We start from the raw sequence: 15,729 nt of genomic DNA, 5'->3' as shown, positions 1-15,729 counted from the left end.
GTGGGTGACCGACCGCGGGTCGCGCTCCTGTTCGGTCTGCTGGTGCTGGCCGGTGCCGTCGCCACCGCGCCGCGCGTGGGCCATTGGTCGGGGTCGTGGAAGCAGGCCCTCGACAACGGGGTGGGCAGCACCGTCTTCATCGGGCCGGCGGCCGCGGGAGCGGCGTGCCTGGTCTATGCCCGGCTGCGGTCGTCCGCGATGGGCGACATCGTGCTGCAGAGTCGGCTTGACTGGCAGCGCTGGCTGCGGCCGTTCCTGACGATCTGGGCGCTGGCATCGCTGGCCCTGCTGCTCGTTTCCGTCGCCGCCTCGTCGGTGGCCGCCGTTCGCGGGGCTCCTGCCTCACCCGTCCTCTACTGGATCGCGGTGCCGGCGTGCGGGGTGCTGGCCGGCCAGACAGCCCTCGGAGTGCTCATCGGCCACCTCACGGCGCGGGAGTGGGCGGCGCCCGCGGCGGTGGTCCTCGTCTTCCTGCTCTACATGTGGACGACGGTCGGCGGTGCGCCGGACTTCTTCGACACCGGTGGCGCCACCGCCTCGCTGGGTGGCATGACCTATCGCGCCTGGCCCCCGACGGCGATCGGCCTGGCCGGTCTGGCGCTCGCCGGCGTGGCCCTGGTGCTGGCTCATCCCCGGCTGTTCCTGGCCACGCCCGTGCGGCGGGTGGTCGCCCTCGGCGTCGGAGCGGCCTGGGTCGGCGCCTGGTGGTTCGCGCCGGGGGATGCGGGCGATCGCGTGGTCCCGATCGCCAACCCGCCGCTCACCTGCGCGGGTGCTCAGCCCGAGGTGTGTCTGCTGGCCGACCTCCCCCTGCCGCTGGACGACTTCACGGGCAAGGTGGATCGCCAGGCGGCGGAACTGCGCGCGATCGGGGTGAGCCTGCCGGAACGGTTCGTGGCGACGCCCTACGGCCCGCCCGCCAATCCTCGTGACGGTGTCGTCAACCTCCAGGAGGACGAGGTGCGACGTACGGTCGACGTCGACCGGGCGACCGACACGCTGGTCCGGCCGGCCGCCTGTCCGGCCGACTACGCGGAGGGGCCGCCGGTGCTGGCATTCGACGTGCGCCGGCAGCTCGGCCGGTGGCTCCAGTTCCAAGCCGGGCTGCTGGAGCCGACCCCCGACGACGGCGACTACGACTGGCTGCACGGCGACCCCGCCACTCAGGAGGCGTGGGTGCGCACGACGTACCGCCAGCTGGCGGAGTGCCGCTACGACGAGGTCAGGACGCACGGATGAGCCGGGTCGCCCGTGCCTGGGCGGTGGCCCGTGCCTGGTCGCTCGACGGCGCCCTGGTGGTGTCGCTGGGCCTGGCGCTCGCCGCACTGGTCACCAGTGACGCGTACGTCGAGCTGCCCTTCCTGCGCAACCGGCTCGCGGTGCTGCACCTCATGCCCGTGCTGGCGGGCATGGCGCTCGGCTTTCCGCTGGTGGACCGGATGCCCGAGCTCGCCCTACTGGCGCCCCGCTCGCCGATGAGGCTGCCGGCGCTCCGCATGGGATGCCTCGTCCTGGTCTCGCTGCCGGTGTCGGCGGCACTCGTCGCCCTCGGCTGGTCGGTGGGTGGGGCATCGACGGTGCTCGGCTTCGTGGGGATCGCCGCGGCGAGCGCGGCCCTCCTCCGCCTCTGGTACTGGACGCCGATGTTCGGGGTCTTGGTGGCGTGGGGATATGCGAGCCCGGACCGCTTGTCCGGCGTGGCCGGGCCCGAGTGGCGCACGCCGGCGCTGCTCGCCCTCGCGGTCGGCGGCTCCCTATACGTCGCCGTGGAGGCCTGGCGCGTGCGGCGCGTCGTCCGTGGGGTCGGCGCCGAGTCGGAGGACGGGCGCGCGGTCGATACGATTCGCCCATGACGGAGGCCCCGGAGACCCAGCACGAGCACGACCTGGTCCTGGTGGTGGACTTCGGGGCGCAGTACGCCCAGCTGATCGCCCGCCGGGTGCGCGAGGCGCGGGTGTACTCCGAGATCGTGCCGCACACGATGCCGATCGCGGAGATGGTCGCGCGCAACCCGAAGGCGATCATCCTGTCGGGCGGCCCGTCGTCGGTCTACGAGGAGGGCGCGCCGGCGATCGACCCGGCCGTCTTCACGTCCGGCCCCGCCGTCTTCGGCATGTGCTACGGCTTCCAGCTGATGGCCCGCGGCCTCGGCGGCACGGTCTCCGCGACCGGCGCCCGCGAGTACGGCCGCACCCGCGTGACCGTCGGCACGGGCGGCACGCTGCTCGAGGGCATCCCCGCCGAGCACAACGTCTGGATGTCACACGGCGACTCGGTGTCGGCCGCTCCCGAGGGCTTCACCGTCCTCGCCTCGACCGAGGTCACCCCGGTCGCCGCCTTCGAGGACGTCGACCGCGGTCTCGCCGGCGTGCAGTGGCACCCGGAGGTGCTGCACTCCGAGCACGGCCAGAAGGTCCTCGAGCACTTCCTGTGGGACATCGCCGGCTGTCGCCAGACCTGGACCATCGGCAACATCGCCGAGGAGCAGATCGCCCGCATCCGCGAGCAGGTCGGCCCGGACGGCCGCGCGATCTGCGGCCTCTCCGGTGGCGTCGACTCCGCCGTCGCGGCCGCGATCGTGCAGAAGGCGATCGGCGACCGCCTCACCTGCGTCTACGTCGACCACGGCCTGATGCGCAAGGGCGAGACCGAGCAGATCGAGCGCGACTTCGTCGCCGCCACCGGCGCCAAGCTGGTCATCGTCGACGCCGAGAAGCAGTTCCTCGACGCCCTCGCCGGCACCAGCGAGCCCGAGGCGAAGCGCAAGATCATCGGCCGCGAGTTCATCCGCGCCTTCGAGGGCGCCGAGCTCGAGGTCATCAAGGACGCGCCCGAGGGCACGAAGGTCGGCTTCCTCGTCCAGGGCACGCTCTACCCCGACATCGTCGAGTCCGGCCACGGCGCCGGTACGTCGACCATCAAGTCCCACCACAACGTCGGCGGCCTGCCCGAGGACCTCGAGTTCGAGCTGGTCGAGCCGCTGCGCGAGCTCTTCAAGGACGAGGTGCGCGCCGTCGGCGCCCAGCTCGGCCTGCCCAACGTGATCGTCCAGCGTCAGCCGTTCCCCGGCCCCGGCCTCGGCATCCGGATCATCGGCGAGGTCACCCGCGAGCGCCTCGACATCCTGCGCGAGGCCGACGCGATCGCCCGCGAGGAGATGACCGCCGCCGGCCTCGACGGCGACATCTGGCAGATGCCGGTCGTCCTGCTCGCCGACGTCCGCTCGGTCGGCGTCCAGGGCGACGGCCGCACCTACGGCCACCCGGTCGTCCTCCGCCCGGTCACCTCCGAGGACGCCATGACCGCCGACTGGGCGCGCCTGCCGTATGACGTGCTGGAGAAGATCTCGACCCGCATCACCAACGAGGTGGCCGAGATCAACCGGGTCACCGTCGACATCACCTCGAAGCCGCCGGGCACCATCGAGTGGGAGTGAGGTCCGGGCGGTAGGGCGCGTCTGCGTCACCGCCGTCGGTGGAACCTCACGTCGCCCTGGGCTGTCCAGTGGTGGTCGTACGCCCGGTCGTGGACCAGGTGATGGTGGTGGGAACAGAGGCAGACGCCATCGGCGATGTCGGTGCGCCCGCCCTGGGACCACGGCTCGCGGTGGTGGACCTCGCACCAGGCCGCGGGGATCGTGCACCCCTCGGCCCGACAGCGCCGGTCGCGGAGCCGGATCGCCCGTCGCTGCGGAGCCCGGTAGAGCCTGCTGGCCCGCCCGACGTCGAGCGGCTGCCCCTTGCCGTCGAGGACGACCGGCACCAGGCCCGCCTGGCAGGCCAGCCGGCGTGCTTCCTCGGCGGAGATGGTGATCTCGCCGTCGGCATTGCTCGTCGACGCCATCCCCGCGGTGGCGAGGTCGGTCAACAGTTGATCGAGGGTCATCGTGATGATCACGGTCGTGGCGTCGCCGCCGTGTTCGGGCAGGCGGTCGGGGTCGAGCAGCTCGAGCAGGGCCGCGAACGCCCGGGCGTGGGCCCGGTGGGCAGGTACGCGTTCGCCGGTGCCCGTGGGGGCGGCGGGATCGGGGGAGGGGTCGTCCTCGCAGGGTCCGCCGCGCTTCTTCGTACGCCGCGGCGAGGAGTAGGCCTGCAGGTAGCGCTTCAGCCGCTCGGCGACGGCGGTCGGCAAGGCGCCCCAGAAGCGGGTGAGGCCGGTGCCGAGGTCGTGGAACTTGAGGAACGCCTCAGCCAGCGCCCGTCGTTCCTCCTCCTCGAGGCGCTTGGCCTCCTCAGCCTCGGCCACCTCCGGTGCCACCACCTCCAGCAGGCGCCGGGCGAGGCGGCGCAGCTCGCTGGGCCGGAAGTGCTCGCAGAACGCGACGAGGGTGGTCTCGGCATCGGTGGCGACCTCCTGGCCGGGGCGGCTAGGGAGGTCCTCGAGGACGGCGGCGACAACGCGTGCCTGGGCAGGGGAGACGCGCCCTTCGCGCATCGCGGCCGCCACCAGCGGCCGGCGCTCGAGTCGCTCGGCCAGCACGGCGTCGGACCGGGTGGTGGCGGGCTCCGCCTGCGTCGCGTGCGCGAGCCACGCCGCAGCATCCCGGGCTCCCGACTCCTCCCCGACCTCGCCCGAGGCCGCGAGGACCCGCATCCGCAGCTCGGCGACCCGCCCTTCGATGCGCGCCAGCTCGACGAGCGCCGTCTGCTTGTCGGCGGTGCTCATGTACGTCGGCTGCACCGCCGCCACCGCGTCCAGCGCCGCACGCATCTCGGCCGCACACCCGAGGACCGGGTGCGGCGGTGCGACGACGGCGACGGACATCTGGCGGAACTCCTCGGGCAGGCGCGACAAACTGACTTGTCGCCCGCCAGGAGGCACCGTCCGGTGCAGCGGCTCCGCACCAGGAAGGTGCGTGCCATGTCCTGTTGGACATCGACCTCAGGTCCCCGGGGCCTCTCGTTGCACCCCGCCTTGCGGCCGTGGGCCGATCGTACATCTGTTCGAATATCCGCGCAAGGGGCGGTGGGCTGTTGTGGACTACCCGCTGGCGCTGTTCCGATCGAGCAGCATTGGCGGCGGTGTGACGTACCTCGGGAATCGAGTGCGCGGCATTCCACATGGGGCAGGAATCTGCTTGTGGACTGCGGAGCCCTGAGCGGAAGGCGTGTCTGCCTTCGTCCGGACATCGGCCACCAGAGCCATCGACCCGGCCCGATTTGGCGACGAGGCGCGGCTCGAGCGCACCGGCGGACCCAGGGTTGGGCCGCGGCACAGGTGACGCAGGCTCTTCGGCCTCGGGGGCGAAGCGGCCGGTCGTCACCGGGCTCGCGCCTCGTTCCTGCTGAACATCCGCGCGGCGCTTCGGCAGCAACTAAATTCTCCGGGTGCGTGTCTGCGAGCTCGATGTCGAGCGATTCTTGGGATTCAAGTCACTCAAGCTCGAGGTCGATACGGCAATCCAGCTCGTTGCCGGGCCGAACAACGCCGGCAAGTCGTCGGCGGTTCGGCTGCTAGAGGCATTCTTCGCCGATCCGACGGGCGAGAGCCTGCGCGGCCTGTTGCCTCGCAATGCCTACTACCGGGACCTTGGAGCCCGAACCCTGTCCAGTATCCAGGTCTGGTTCACCGATCTGACCGAGGACGAACGCACGGCCTTCGCCCCGATTCTGCGCCGCGACAACCGGTTCTGGATCAAGGTGCGGTGCAGCCGTGGCGGTGCCGTGTCCTACGAGACCTCGCAGCGAGTGACGGCAGATGACGCGCGACGTCTCTACCTCGAGGTCCTGAACCGGTTCCACTTCGTCAAGATCCCCTCTGTCCGCGTCGCCGGCGACGTCGACCGCAATGAACCGGAGTCCCTCGCGCGCCTGTTGGACACGCTCGAGGCCATCTTGATCCGCACCGGTAGCTCACGCAGTACCGGTCTTCAACAGCAGTTCCGCGACCAGATGGAGCCGCTCGAGACACTGGTACGGGAGACGCTCGATCAATCTGCGGCGGCGATCGTCGCCGACCTGCCCTTCCAAGAGTCGGAGGTGCGCTTCAAATTGCCCGAGCCCCGCGCCGCGCTGCGGGGGATGCTCGAGTCCGCCTTGATCGAGAGCGGATCCGATGCGCCGGTCGCTGTCTCGGAGCGCGGAACTGGCTTCCAGTCCGCCCTAGTTGTACCCGGCCAGGACGTTGGTAGCGGCGAGCCTGGTTGAACAAACGAGAACCTCCGAATGGGATGTGGCTTGTCTAAGGCCCACTTCCACCCGGAGGTTCTCGTGTCCCACGGTAGTGCCCGGCTGACCGTTCATGGTCGTCGGCTGATCGTTGCCCGCCACCAGGCTGGCTGGCCTCAGGCCCACATCGCCGCGGCGATGGGCGTGTCCCGCAAATGTGTGAAGACCTGGATCGACAGGTTCGCTGCTGAAGGCGAAGTAGGGCTCATGACCCGGTCGTCGCGCCCGCACTCGATGCCCACCAAGACCCGCGACGAGGTCGAGCAGAAGGTCCTGGCTGCGCGTGCCGAGCGTCGTGACGGCCCCGACGTTCTCGGACCGAAGGTCGGCGTGCCCGCGCGCACGGTGTCGCGGATTCTGCGCCGCCACCATGTGCCGTACCTGCGCGAGCTAGATCCGATCACCGGTGAGGTGATCCGGTCCTCGAAGCAGACTGGCGTTCGCTACGAGCGCGAACGACCAGGCGAGCTGGTGCACATGGACGTCAAGAAGCTCGGCAAGATCCCCGCCGGCGGTGGGTGGAAGGCCCACGGCCGAGGGGCCGGATCGATCATGCGTGATCGCAGCACCAAGGTCGGATACGACTACGTGCACTCGCTCGTCGACGACCACTCCAGGCTGGCCTACAGCGAGATCCTGCCGGATGAGAAGGGCCCCGCCTGTGCAGAGTTCCTCGAGCGAGCCATCGCCTACTTCGCCGCGCACGGCATCGCCCGGATCGAGCGACTGATGACGGACAACGCCTGGGCCTACCGATGGTCGCTACGAACGGTGTGCGCCGATCACGGCATCACACAGAAGTTCATCAAGCCGCACTGCCCGTGGCAGAACGGCAAGGTAGAGCGCCTGAACCGCACCCTGACTACCGAGTGGGCCTACCGCCAGGTCTTCACCAGCAACGACGAACGCCAGGCCGCCCTTGCGCCCTGGATCGAGCACTACAACACTGAACGCCGCCACAGCGCACTCGGAGGCAAGCCGCCAGTCAGCCGGCTGCTACCAACCTGATGGCCGGGTACACCTAGTGCTCGGCATCCTCCGATACGTAGCGAGCAAGGAGGCTCAAACGGGGGCGAACCTCATGTTCGCCATCGAGGAACCTGAGGCCTTCCTGCATCCGCAAACCCAGCGCGCGATGGCCAAGATCATCGGGGACATTGCCGACGACGCCCAAGTCCTCGTCACGACGCACAGCTCGGTGCTCGTCGATTCCTTCGACATCTCCCGGATCGCAAGGCTTCCCCTCCAGAGTGGCGGTACCACCTATGAACGAAGTAAGCCCGTCCTCGACCCGACGGACGCCGGACGTCTGAGTCGCTATTGCTCGGCAGCCAACAGCGAACTGGTCTTCGCGAACGCGGTGGTGTTCGTGGAAGGCGAGGGCGACTACTCAGTCGTGGAGAGGCTCCTGAGCCGTGCCTGCGCCGCTCCCGGCGGCCATTATGCGCTGGGGGTAACCGTTATCGAAGCGGGTGGTGTAGGCAAGATCCAGTACCTCGTGCAGCTCGCCAATGTCTTTGGTATCCGCTCCTACGTGATCGTCGACGGGGACGCGGTCCGCACGGCGGGCAGTGGCAAGCGCGAAGTTCTGAACATCCTCGCCTCACGCCATCAGCAACCGAGCAAGGCCGAACGCGACAGCATCATGCAGCAGGCTGACCAGGCCAGTACGACCGCATCCCAGGCCTTCGCCAACCAGAAGAAGTTGAACCACTTGTTGTCGCCGTTCGATGTCTTCGTCCTGTCCTCGGACTTGGAGGGACTGTTCCTCGACGCCCTCGGTGTCGCCGGCGTTGTCGCCGCTCTGGGCCCCGGACGCGACGGATCCATCGACGCTAGTTTCGCCAGCACCTTGTCGACAGCCCCTGACGCCTACGAGCAGTTGGCGAGCTGGATGGGCTCAAGGGGATGGAACTCGAATCGCAAGAAGAGCGGCAAGCTTGAGCCGCATCTTGCGCCGTACTTGCTGGACGATTGCCTTGCTCTTGGAGATCCGCTCCCAATGGCCCTCCAGCCACTCGTCACTTGGCTGGAGCAGATCATCGCTAGCGTCCGGCACGCCCCGGTCTGATCTGCGGGGCGCTGGCCTCCGCGCCGAGAGAAGTCGCGCAGTTGCGGCCTTGCCGCTTCAGCGGCGGGCTCCCGCACTCTCGCGGCGAACACTGCCGACCCGTCGAATCCTGCTAGAGCCTGCCAATACCTCGTACAGTCAGCGAAGAGCCAGATCAAACGATGCCCGCGTGAGCGAGTTCGACCGGACGCTTGTCCGCCCAGCCGCCGCCGAGCGGATCTTGGCTGATGTGGCACCAATGAACGACCCTGCGCCGGCAAGGTAGCGAGCTGACGCCGGCTCGTGGCGGACCAGAACTCTTGCACGTATCGGATTCAGGTGATCTGGACGCGAACTACTTGACGTCTGAATCCATTGCGGCGCTGCTCTTGATCGCGTTGTAGATGAACTCCCATCGCTCCCTCGTTTTCGGGGCTTCACCACGAAACGCGATGCCGGCCAGCATCTCGACATCGCGAGCCGGAAGATTCCGTTCGGACGCCAACTCCTGCAATGCAGCCGGAATGCCTGGAGAGTCGGCGACCAATTCCCGGCCGACGAGATCTGCGAGAGTCACGCCCAGCGCTTGCGCGATCTTGTGGAGAAACGCAGCGCCCGGGCGACTGCCGCTGCCCTTCTCTACAGTCGAGAGATAGGACTTGCTCACTGTCGCGATCGACGCGAGCTCACTAAGCGATAGGCCCTTGTCATGGCGGAGATTCGTGATTCGCGCGCCGATTTCCTCGGCGTTGGTCTCATCCGAATCAAGACGCTCGAGCAAGTTCGTTGCAGACGTCAGTCTTTGGTTGTGCGGAGACATGGTGGTCGTCAGCTCGCTGCAGGCAGCCGGCCGTGGCCGGGGGCGTGGACAGACTGGGTTTGGCGTGGCGTAGCGAGGACGAGTGAACGCATCACAGTTCTTCCTTCGTTGTCGATGTAGGGATCGGAAATTGCCGAGATGTGGGCTGTTGGGGTGGCCGTGTGAAGAAAGGAAAGGTCGACGACGTCGGCCGCTTCGGCGCAGCCAAGAACCTCGTTAATTGGGTGCATCGGGGGGACCCTCTTCCCGTGCAGTTGAAGGGGCGCGATCGGACACCATTCGCTGTTACTAAACACGCGATGGATCGTGGTGAGCGTGCGGCCATCAGGCAATACCGATTGGCGAAGGTCGACGACGATGGCGTGCCGGCTCGTCAGGTGAAGGAGCCGTCGAAGCGTCGCGTCCAAACTTGCGTGGTGCCTGTCAGCGACATCCTTGACTGCACTCATGTCGAAAGCCAGGTCCGCGAAGATGGGCTGAAGGAACCGCCGAGGCAGCAGCAACTCGGCGGCTCCTATGTCGGCGAGGTTCTCAAGGTGTCGGTTGCCGTGGAGGCTACGGGTTCCAAGCCCTCCGCAACGATGCTGAATGACGGCGTACCCAGGGAGAAGTGTGTGCGTAATCTCGTGCCCGATGGTGAAGTTCCTTCGGTGCGGTCGGTCCGCGCTGCGCACCTTGATGATGAATCCGCCGCTCTCTGAGGGCGCCAGCATTCCCGCCCAGTCCATCTCAGCGACCTGAATGTCCTTGACGCCCTGGAAGCTCGCAACTCGATGGAGATCTATCGGCGGCTCGAGGTCCAGCTTCTGTCCGAGCACTTCAACGAGGCTCTCTACGAGCACGGCGTCGGGCACGCCTGGGCACAGGTCGCGCGCAAGTTCGAGCTGGGAAGTCGGCATCTTGACTTGAGTTTAGGTCGTTCGCTGTTGCGAACGCAATGTGCTACCTTCGAAGTGTTCGCAACTGCGAACACGGGTTTTCTTTCACAGACAGTGGCGGATCCCGTCAAGACACAGGAGCAGGATCCATGTCTCAGGACACCAAGAAGGCGAAGGACTCGACGTCGGGGAAGACGCCGATCTACATCGACGGGACCAAGTACCACCCCGAGGGGGACAAGCTCACGGGCGCGCAGTTGCGCTTGGTGCCGTCGCCGCCAGTCAGCAGCGACCGCGACTTGTGGCTCGACATCGTCGACGAGCTCGACAAGCTCATCGAGGACGGCGAGGTCGTCGAACTGGAGAACAACATGCGGTTCTTCACCGTGCCGCGCGTCATCAACCCCGGCCAGGGCACCAACCCGAGCGGTGGGGCCTGACCGATGGGTCCGCTCGTGGTGGTCCTCCGCGAACAAGACCAGTCGTTCCTCGAGTCGCTGGGCTACAGCCACTCGGTCGAGGTCTCCGACGGCTTCGTCAACGTGGTCCTCGCCGACTTCCCGACCCCTGGACTTGACCAGCGCCATGTCGACCTCCTGTTGCGCCTGCCGATCGGGTTCCCCGATGCGACCCCGGACATGTTCTGGGTCGCGCCGGCCCTGACGGCTAAGGGCGTGGCTATCCCGGGCACCGAGCAGATCGAGAACTACCTCGGCCGGTCCTGGCAGCGGTGGAGTCGCCACATCGGGGGTCAGTGGCGCCCGGGCATCGACAACCTCGAGACGTACCTCGCGTACGTCCGCCGGGCCCTGGCGATGGCGGGCGGCAACTGATGTCGAGCCGCATCGCGTTCACCGAGGACCAGTTCACCCCGCTCGTCGCTGCCCTCGGAGCCCGTGACGAAACCGCGGCGGTCGTCGCGACCTCCTTCGTTGAGGCCCCAGCGACCACCGTGACGACCGCTGACGCTGAAGGCACCAAGGTCGATCAGCGCGTCACGCTCGTCGCCCAGACGATCACCCCGGTCCCCGAGGTGGCGTACGCCGTGCGCGGTCCGATGGGCCTGTCGATCTCCTCCACGGGCTGGGTGCCTGCGTTCCGTGCGGCGGCCGCGTGCAACCAGGTCCCTGTGTTCGTGCACACCCACCCGCAGGGCATGCCCAAGTTCTCCACCTACGACGACCAGGTCGACATCGACCTGGCCATCTCCGCCCGAGCGTTCGGCGCGAAGTACTACGCGGCCGTCGTCCTCGCCGGCACTCCGGACGCTCCGGAAGTCGCCGCGCGCCTGTTCGACCTCGGTGAGGAGTTCAACGCCCGCGCGCCGGAGTTCGTCGTTATCGACGCCGTCCGCGTCGCTGGCGCCGGCCTCCACTTGTACCTGCCGCCCAGCGCAGACGGCGAGGAGTCGACCAAGGAGCGCCTGTCGGTGTTCGACCGGCAGATCCGGATGCTCGGTCCCGACGGCAACCGCACCCTCAAGCACGTCCGCGCCGCCATCATCGGCGGCGGCGGCACCGGCTCAGCGGTCGCTGTCCAGGTCGCGCGCCTCGGACTGGGCGAGCTCGTGGTCGTCGACGACGACGTCGTCACGGACCCGACGCCGACCCGCGGTCACGGCATCACGACCGAGGACGTCGACCGGCTCAAGGTGGACGCCCTCGGCGACCACCTAGACGCCATCGGGCTCGGCACACCGGTGATCCGCATCGACAAGCCGCTGAACCACCCGGACGCGATCGCGGCGATCGCCCACGCCGACGTCGTATTCAGCTGCGTCGACGGGCACGGCGCCCGCCTTATCCTGAACCGGTGGGCGTTCGCGCACATCGCGCCGGTCATCGACGTCGCCGTCCTGGTCGCCCCAACCGAGGGCGAGGACGGGACCCGGAGGGTCCAGATCGAGCAGCGCGTCACCTGGGTCGCTCCCGGTACGGCGTGCCTGCTGTGCCGGCGCCGGGTCGATCCCGCGCTCGCCGCGGCGGAGAACCTCGACCCGGAGACCCGTAAGCGTCTCGCCGGCGAGGGGTACGTCCAAGCCGCCGAGACCCCGCAGCCCGCGGTCGTCACCCTCACCACCAGCGTTGCTGCGCTCGCGGCGACCGAGTTCCTCCTGCGCCTGACCGGCCTAGGGAAGACCGACGCCACCGAACTGCTGCTCCGCTCCCACCTTGGTGAGCTGCGCCGTAACGCCCGGTCTCCGCGCCTCGGATGCTTCTGCACCAACCCGGATTTCATCGGCCGCGGCACCCGCGCCCCGTACCTCGACCTCGCCGGGGTGCTCCAGTGAAGCGCCTTTTCGCCCGCACCCAGATCGGCGCCGTCCGGGCCTACCGGCGAACGCGGAATGCCCACGCCAAGTCCCGCATGCCCCGGGTCATTGCCGTCGCCCGCCGAGCCGAACTGCCCGAGGACCTGCACCCCCGATGCGTTTACCTCCTCGGTGCGACGACACCGAAATGGGCGCTTCTCGACTGCCCCTGCGGACGCGGCCACACCATCGAGCTGAACCTGGCCAACCCCGCGCGAACCCGCTGGACGGTCACCACTGACGAGACCGGCCGGCCGTCCCTCCACCCGTCCATCGATTACCAAGGCCAACACAGATGCCACTACTGGCTCAAGGACGGGCGCATCCACTGGGTCCCCAACCGGACCCGCGGCTGAACAACCTCGACCAGAGGAGAGGAACATGAACCTAGTCCCCGTCGTCTCCGACAACGTCGCCTTCGTGGGCTACGACCACGTCACGCGCATCCTGCGGGTCAGGTTTCGCAGCGGCGGCACCTATGACTACTACGACGTCCCGGCTTCCTATACGAGGCCATGCTCCTCCCGCACCCCTGGCGCCGCGTCGGGCGACAGATTCGCGCACTCCGGTACCGGCGCATCGCTGCCTGACAAAGACCCGACATTCAGCGGGGCGCGTCATTCTGGGTGAAAGGCTCCACATCACTTCACTGGCCCAAGCCCGGCCACGACGCCGTACCACCGCCCGACACCCCGCCGCGCCGACGATCGGTCGGGACTCCCGGGACCAAAGTCCCAACCACGCCCCAAACCACCTGAGCCCACCGACCCCCGCTCCTAGCATGGTTGGCCGGGGCCCGACCGCCTCGGGAGCACGGTCGGCGGGCCCGGAGTGGGGGCGTCATGGGAGCGGCAGCTGCGCGGGAGATGACTGCGGAGCGGCTCGCGCACGCCCTCGAGCAGGGTGACGTGGTCGTCCACTACCAGCCCTGCTACGACCTCCGTACCGGCGAGATGGTCGCCGTCGAGGCCCTCGCCCGCGTGTACGACGCCGAGAGCGACGAGCTCCTCCAGCCGGCCGCGTTCCTGGAGGTCCTGGAGCAGTCGGGCCTGGTCGTGCACCTCGACGAGATGGTGCTGGCGCTGGCGGCCCGGCAGGTCGCGGACTGGCGTCGCCTGCCCGCCGGCCGGCGGCTGTGCCTGGCGATCAACCTGTCGCCCGCGGACCTCGACGACCCGTTGCTGCCGGTCCGGTTCCGGGAGGCGACCGAGGCGGCGGGGCTGCCGATGGACGCCATCATCGTCGAGCTGACCGAGACCCTGCTCTCGGAGACCGGTCGGGGGCATGAGCAGGTGCTGGCCGAGCTCTCCGCGATGGGCTGCAATGTCACCCTCGACGACTTCGGCACCGGCAACGCGAGCTTCGACTACCTGCGCCGCTTCCACGTCGACGGGGTCAAGATCGACCGCTCGTTCGTGCAGTACCTCGGCACCGGTGGCCGCCGCGACCGGATGTCGGAGTCGTTGGTGCGCTTCTGCCTGTCGCTGGGCGTGCACGTCGTCGCCGAGGGGATCGAGCGGCCGCAGCACGTGGCGGTGCTGCGGCGCCTGGGCTGCCCGTTCGGGCAGGGGTTCCTGATGAGCCGGCCCCTGCCGGCGGCGGAGCTCGAGGAGCTGCTGGCGTCGGACGTCGTACCAGCGGCGCTCCGTCACGACGAGGAGGCGGTGGTCCTGCCCGCGCTCGTCGCGGAGCCCGATGCCCACCGGCTCACGCTCCTCGAGCGGTTCGTGCCGCGCGTGCTGGGCGGACTGGTGGCGCTGGTGCTGGGCCTCGTGGCCGTGCTCGCCGCCGTCGGTCACGAGGACAGCCACGAGACACTGACCGCCGCGGCCGGCAACCGCCTCGCGGCGATCGACTCGCTCGCTGCCCGCGGCGTCGACATGCGCCTCGGTGGGGTGCGGGGCGTCGTCACCGCGTTCAGCCGCAGCGATGCGGTGCGCACGGCGCTGGCGACCCGGGACCCGGAGCGGATGGACCTGGCGCTGGAGACGCTCGCCTCGTCGACGGTGGGGACCTTCAACACCTCGTTGTACGACGCCGAGGGCACCATGCTCGACCTGGCGCCCGCGCAGGCGGAGCCCGTCGTGGTCGGGCGCAATTTCGCCTACCGCGAGTGGTACGCCCCGGCGGGCCGGTCGACGACGGCGTACGTCACGCAGGCCTACCAGCTGATGACCGCGCAGCGCACGTGGGCGATCGCGGTCGCCGCGGCGGTGCGGGACGACCGTGGTCGGGTGCAGGGCTTCGTCGTCGCGACGCTGGCGCTGTCCGGGCTGCAGGCCGAGATCGCCTCCGTCTTCGACCAGTACGGCGTCGAGGTGACCGTCGTCGACCGGCACGACACCACCCTGGCGAGCTCCGCCGGGCGGGTCGGGGAGCAGACCCGCGACCCGCGCCTGCTCGCGGCCCGGGAGGCGTCGGGCCGGGGGACGGACGGGGTCCTCTGGGCGGTCAGCGGAGTGCCGGCCATCGGCGGCTGGCTGCTGGTCGAGCAGGACCGCGACGAGGCCGTCGGCACGGTGGTCGGCCACGCGGACCCCCTGGTCACCGGGCTGCTGGCGGGCACCGGCTTCGTGCTGGTCCTGCTGTGGATGCTCAACGACCGGCGGCGCCGGCAGCTGAAGGCCGAGCTGAGGCGGTCGAACGCCTGGCTGACCTCGGTCCTCGACGCGACCCCGACGCCGGTCCTGGTCAGCGACGTCGACGACCTCGTGCAGCACGCCAACGCGGAGGCCGCGGCGCTGCTGGGCGTGCCGGCCGACTCCCTGCGCGGCCAGAGCGTCCGCAGCTGGCTCACGACCCGGGACCAGCCGTCGACGGGACGCGACGGCTTCTCTGCGACGGTCGTGACCCGCGAGGGCGAGGTCCGGCTGGTCGAGGTCCGGGTCCGCGAGCTCGCCGGTCCGGCCGGCGAGCCGATGCGCCTGCACGCGCTCATCGACGTGACGCCGCACCACGAGGAGCACGACCGCCTGCGGGCCCAGGGCCGCGTCGACCCGCTCACCGGGGTCGCGAACAGGATCGCCCTCGACGAGGCGCTCAGTGCCGCCTCGGCGCCCGGGCGGCCGTCCCAGGCTCTCGTGATGCTGGACCTCGACGGCTTCAAGGCCGTCAACGACGAGCTCGGCCACGCCGCGGGCGACAGCGTGCTGTGCGCGGTGGCCGACGTGCTCAGCGGATCGGTCGGCCCGGACGACACGGTGGCCCGGATGGGCGGTGACGAGTTCGTGCTGGTGGTCCGCCTCGAGCCGGGCGTCACGCACGACGACGTCGCCACGCGACTGCGTGAGGCCGTCCAGGCAACGCTCGACGGCCACCCCTTCGCGCTGCACGTCGGCGTGGGCGTCAGCATCGGCTCCGCCCTCGTCGGTGCCGACGGGCACGATGCCGACGAGCTGCTGCGCGTCGCCGACGTGCGCATGTACGACGCCAAGCGACGCCACGCGGACCGCCGTCCCCGTCGGTGACCCCGAAGCCCTGTCGTTCTAGAACACGTTCTACTA

General features: G+C 69.3%; 15 protein-coding genes. 12 read left to right on the top strand and 3 right to left on the bottom strand.

The features are described from left to right. From BJ993_RS04470 to guaA, 3 genes are read left to right on the top strand one after another with little or no spacing between them, the layout of a single operon-like run. A complete protein-coding gene (locus BJ993_RS04470; protein ID WP_179647881.1) occupies positions 1 to 1,239 on the top strand; it encodes a hypothetical protein in 1,239 nt (412 codons plus the stop codon). Then, positions 1,236 to 1,853 carry a hypothetical protein gene (locus BJ993_RS04465; RefSeq protein WP_179647880.1) on the top strand — a complete coding sequence of 206 codons (618 nt, stop codon included), beginning with the start codon at positions 1,236 to 1,238 and terminating at the stop codon, positions 1,851 to 1,853. The genes BJ993_RS04470 and BJ993_RS04465 overlap by 4 nt, the downstream gene beginning before the upstream one ends. Next, positions 1,850 to 3,436: a glutamine-hydrolyzing GMP synthase gene (gene guaA / locus BJ993_RS04460; protein WP_036551342.1), complete on the top strand. Its 1,587-nt coding sequence runs from the start codon at positions 1,850 to 1,852 to the stop codon at positions 3,434 to 3,436. Before BJ993_RS04465 ends, guaA begins: the two co-directional genes overlap by 4 nt. Before the next feature lie 26 nt (positions 3,437 to 3,462). Here the strand turns inward: guaA and BJ993_RS04455 are convergent, their stop codons facing one another. Further along, the gene (locus BJ993_RS04455) at positions 3,463 to 4,764 is read right to left on the bottom strand and encodes an HNH endonuclease signature motif containing protein (protein ID WP_179647879.1); all 1,302 of its coding nucleotides are present in this window, start codon (positions 4,762 to 4,764) and stop codon (positions 3,463 to 3,465) included. A gap of 563 nt (positions 4,765 to 5,327) precedes the next feature. On the opposite strand from BJ993_RS04455, the gene BJ993_RS04450 reads away from it, so the two are divergent. From BJ993_RS04450 to BJ993_RS04440, 3 genes are all read left to right on the top strand, one after another. Next, positions 5,328 to 6,146, top strand: a complete 819-nt coding sequence (locus tag BJ993_RS04450; protein ID WP_179647878.1) for an AAA family ATPase — start codon at positions 5,328 to 5,330, stop codon at positions 6,144 to 6,146. 63 nt (positions 6,147 to 6,209) lie between these two features. Further along, positions 6,210 to 7,175 (top strand): IS481 family transposase, encoded by a 966-nt coding sequence (locus tag BJ993_RS04445; RefSeq protein ID WP_179647629.1) that lies wholly within the window; start codon positions 6,210 to 6,212, stop codon positions 7,173 to 7,175. 16 nt (positions 7,176 to 7,191) lie between these two features. Next, positions 7,192 to 8,238, top strand: a complete 1,047-nt coding sequence (locus tag BJ993_RS04440) for an ATP-dependent nuclease (RefSeq protein WP_308645474.1) — start codon at positions 7,192 to 7,194, stop codon at positions 8,236 to 8,238. Between the two features lie 334 nt (positions 8,239 to 8,572). On the opposite strand, the gene BJ993_RS04435 is transcribed toward BJ993_RS04440, so the two are convergent. Both BJ993_RS04435 and BJ993_RS04430 read right to left on the bottom strand, forming a co-directional pair. Next, a complete protein-coding gene (locus tag BJ993_RS04435; protein WP_179647876.1) occupies positions 8,573 to 9,037 on the bottom strand; it encodes a helix-turn-helix domain-containing protein in 465 nt (154 codons plus the stop codon). 8 nt (positions 9,038 to 9,045) lie between these two features. Next, positions 9,046 to 9,936, bottom strand: coding sequence for an ImmA/IrrE family metallo-endopeptidase (locus BJ993_RS04430; protein ID WP_179647875.1), 891 nt, complete (start codon positions 9,934 to 9,936; stop codon positions 9,046 to 9,048). A gap of 128 nt (positions 9,937 to 10,064) precedes the next feature. Here BJ993_RS04430 and BJ993_RS04425 point away from each other — a divergent pair, with 128 nt between their 5' ends. From BJ993_RS04425 to BJ993_RS04400, 6 genes are all read left to right on the top strand, one after another. After that, a complete protein-coding gene (locus BJ993_RS04425) occupies positions 10,065 to 10,355 on the top strand; it encodes a hypothetical protein (protein WP_179647874.1) in 291 nt (96 codons plus the stop codon). A 3-nt stretch (positions 10,356 to 10,358) separates the two neighbouring features. Next, entirely contained in the window at positions 10,359 to 10,748 is a 390-nt protein-coding gene (locus BJ993_RS04420) for an E2/UBC family protein (RefSeq protein WP_179647873.1), read from the top strand. Beyond that, on the top strand, positions 10,748 to 12,205 hold the full coding sequence (locus BJ993_RS04415; RefSeq protein WP_179647872.1) for a ThiF family adenylyltransferase: 1,458 nt from the start codon (positions 10,748 to 10,750) through the stop codon (positions 12,203 to 12,205). The genes BJ993_RS04420 and BJ993_RS04415 overlap by 1 nt, the downstream gene beginning before the upstream one ends. Next, positions 12,202 to 12,582, top strand: coding sequence for a ubiquitination-like system serine protease family protein (locus BJ993_RS04410; RefSeq protein WP_179647871.1), 381 nt, complete (start codon positions 12,202 to 12,204; stop codon positions 12,580 to 12,582). The genes BJ993_RS04415 and BJ993_RS04410 overlap by 4 nt, the downstream gene beginning before the upstream one ends. A 25-nt stretch (positions 12,583 to 12,607) precedes the next feature. Beyond that, positions 12,608 to 12,856 (top strand): KTSC domain-containing protein, encoded by a 249-nt coding sequence (locus BJ993_RS04405; RefSeq protein ID WP_179647870.1) that lies wholly within the window; start codon positions 12,608 to 12,610, stop codon positions 12,854 to 12,856. 212 nt (positions 12,857 to 13,068) lie between these two features. Further along, complete coding sequence (locus BJ993_RS04400; protein ID WP_179647869.1) at positions 13,069 to 15,693, top strand: EAL domain-containing protein; 2,625 nt, start codon at positions 13,069 to 13,071, stop codon at positions 15,691 to 15,693. Positions 15,694 to 15,729 lie beyond the last annotated feature (36 nt).

The sequence above is a fragment of the Nocardioides aromaticivorans genome (assembly GCF_013408525.1).
Lineage (GTDB): Bacteria > Actinomycetota > Actinomycetes > Propionibacteriales > Nocardioidaceae > Nocardioides > Nocardioides aromaticivorans.
Note: the sequence above shows the minus strand (reverse complement) of the source record. Positions and strands in the feature narration are given on the sequence as shown.

Excerpts from the sequence above, each read along its gene's own strand:
- BJ993_RS04455 (WP_179647879.1), bottom strand. The coding sequence starts at position 4,764 with ATGTCCGTCGCCGTCGTCGCACCGCCGCACCCGGTCCTCGGGTGTGCG.
- BJ993_RS04425 (WP_179647874.1), top strand. The coding sequence starts at position 10,065 with ATGTCTCAGGACACCAAGAAGGCGAAGGACTCGACGTCGGGGAAGACG.
- BJ993_RS04400 (WP_179647869.1), top strand. The coding sequence starts at position 13,069 with ATGGGAGCGGCAGCTGCGCGGGAGATGACTGCGGAGCGGCTCGCGCAC.
- BJ993_RS04420 (WP_179647873.1), top strand. The coding sequence starts at position 10,359 with ATGGGTCCGCTCGTGGTGGTCCTCCGCGAACAAGACCAGTCGTTCCTC.
- BJ993_RS04415 (WP_179647872.1), top strand. The coding sequence starts at position 10,748 with ATGTCGAGCCGCATCGCGTTCACCGAGGACCAGTTCACCCCGCTCGTC.
- BJ993_RS04405 (WP_179647870.1), top strand. The coding sequence starts at position 12,608 with ATGAACCTAGTCCCCGTCGTCTCCGACAACGTCGCCTTCGTGGGCTAC.
- BJ993_RS04465 (WP_179647880.1), top strand. The coding sequence starts at position 1,236 with ATGAGCCGGGTCGCCCGTGCCTGGGCGGTGGCCCGTGCCTGGTCGCTC.
- BJ993_RS04435 (WP_179647876.1), bottom strand. The coding sequence starts at position 9,037 with ATGTCTCCGCACAACCAAAGACTGACGTCTGCAACGAACTTGCTCGAG.
- BJ993_RS04430 (WP_179647875.1), bottom strand. The coding sequence starts at position 9,936 with ATGCCGACTTCCCAGCTCGAACTTGCGCGCGACCTGTGCCCAGGCGTG.
- guaA (WP_036551342.1), top strand. The coding sequence starts at position 1,850 with ATGACGGAGGCCCCGGAGACCCAGCACGAGCACGACCTGGTCCTGGTG.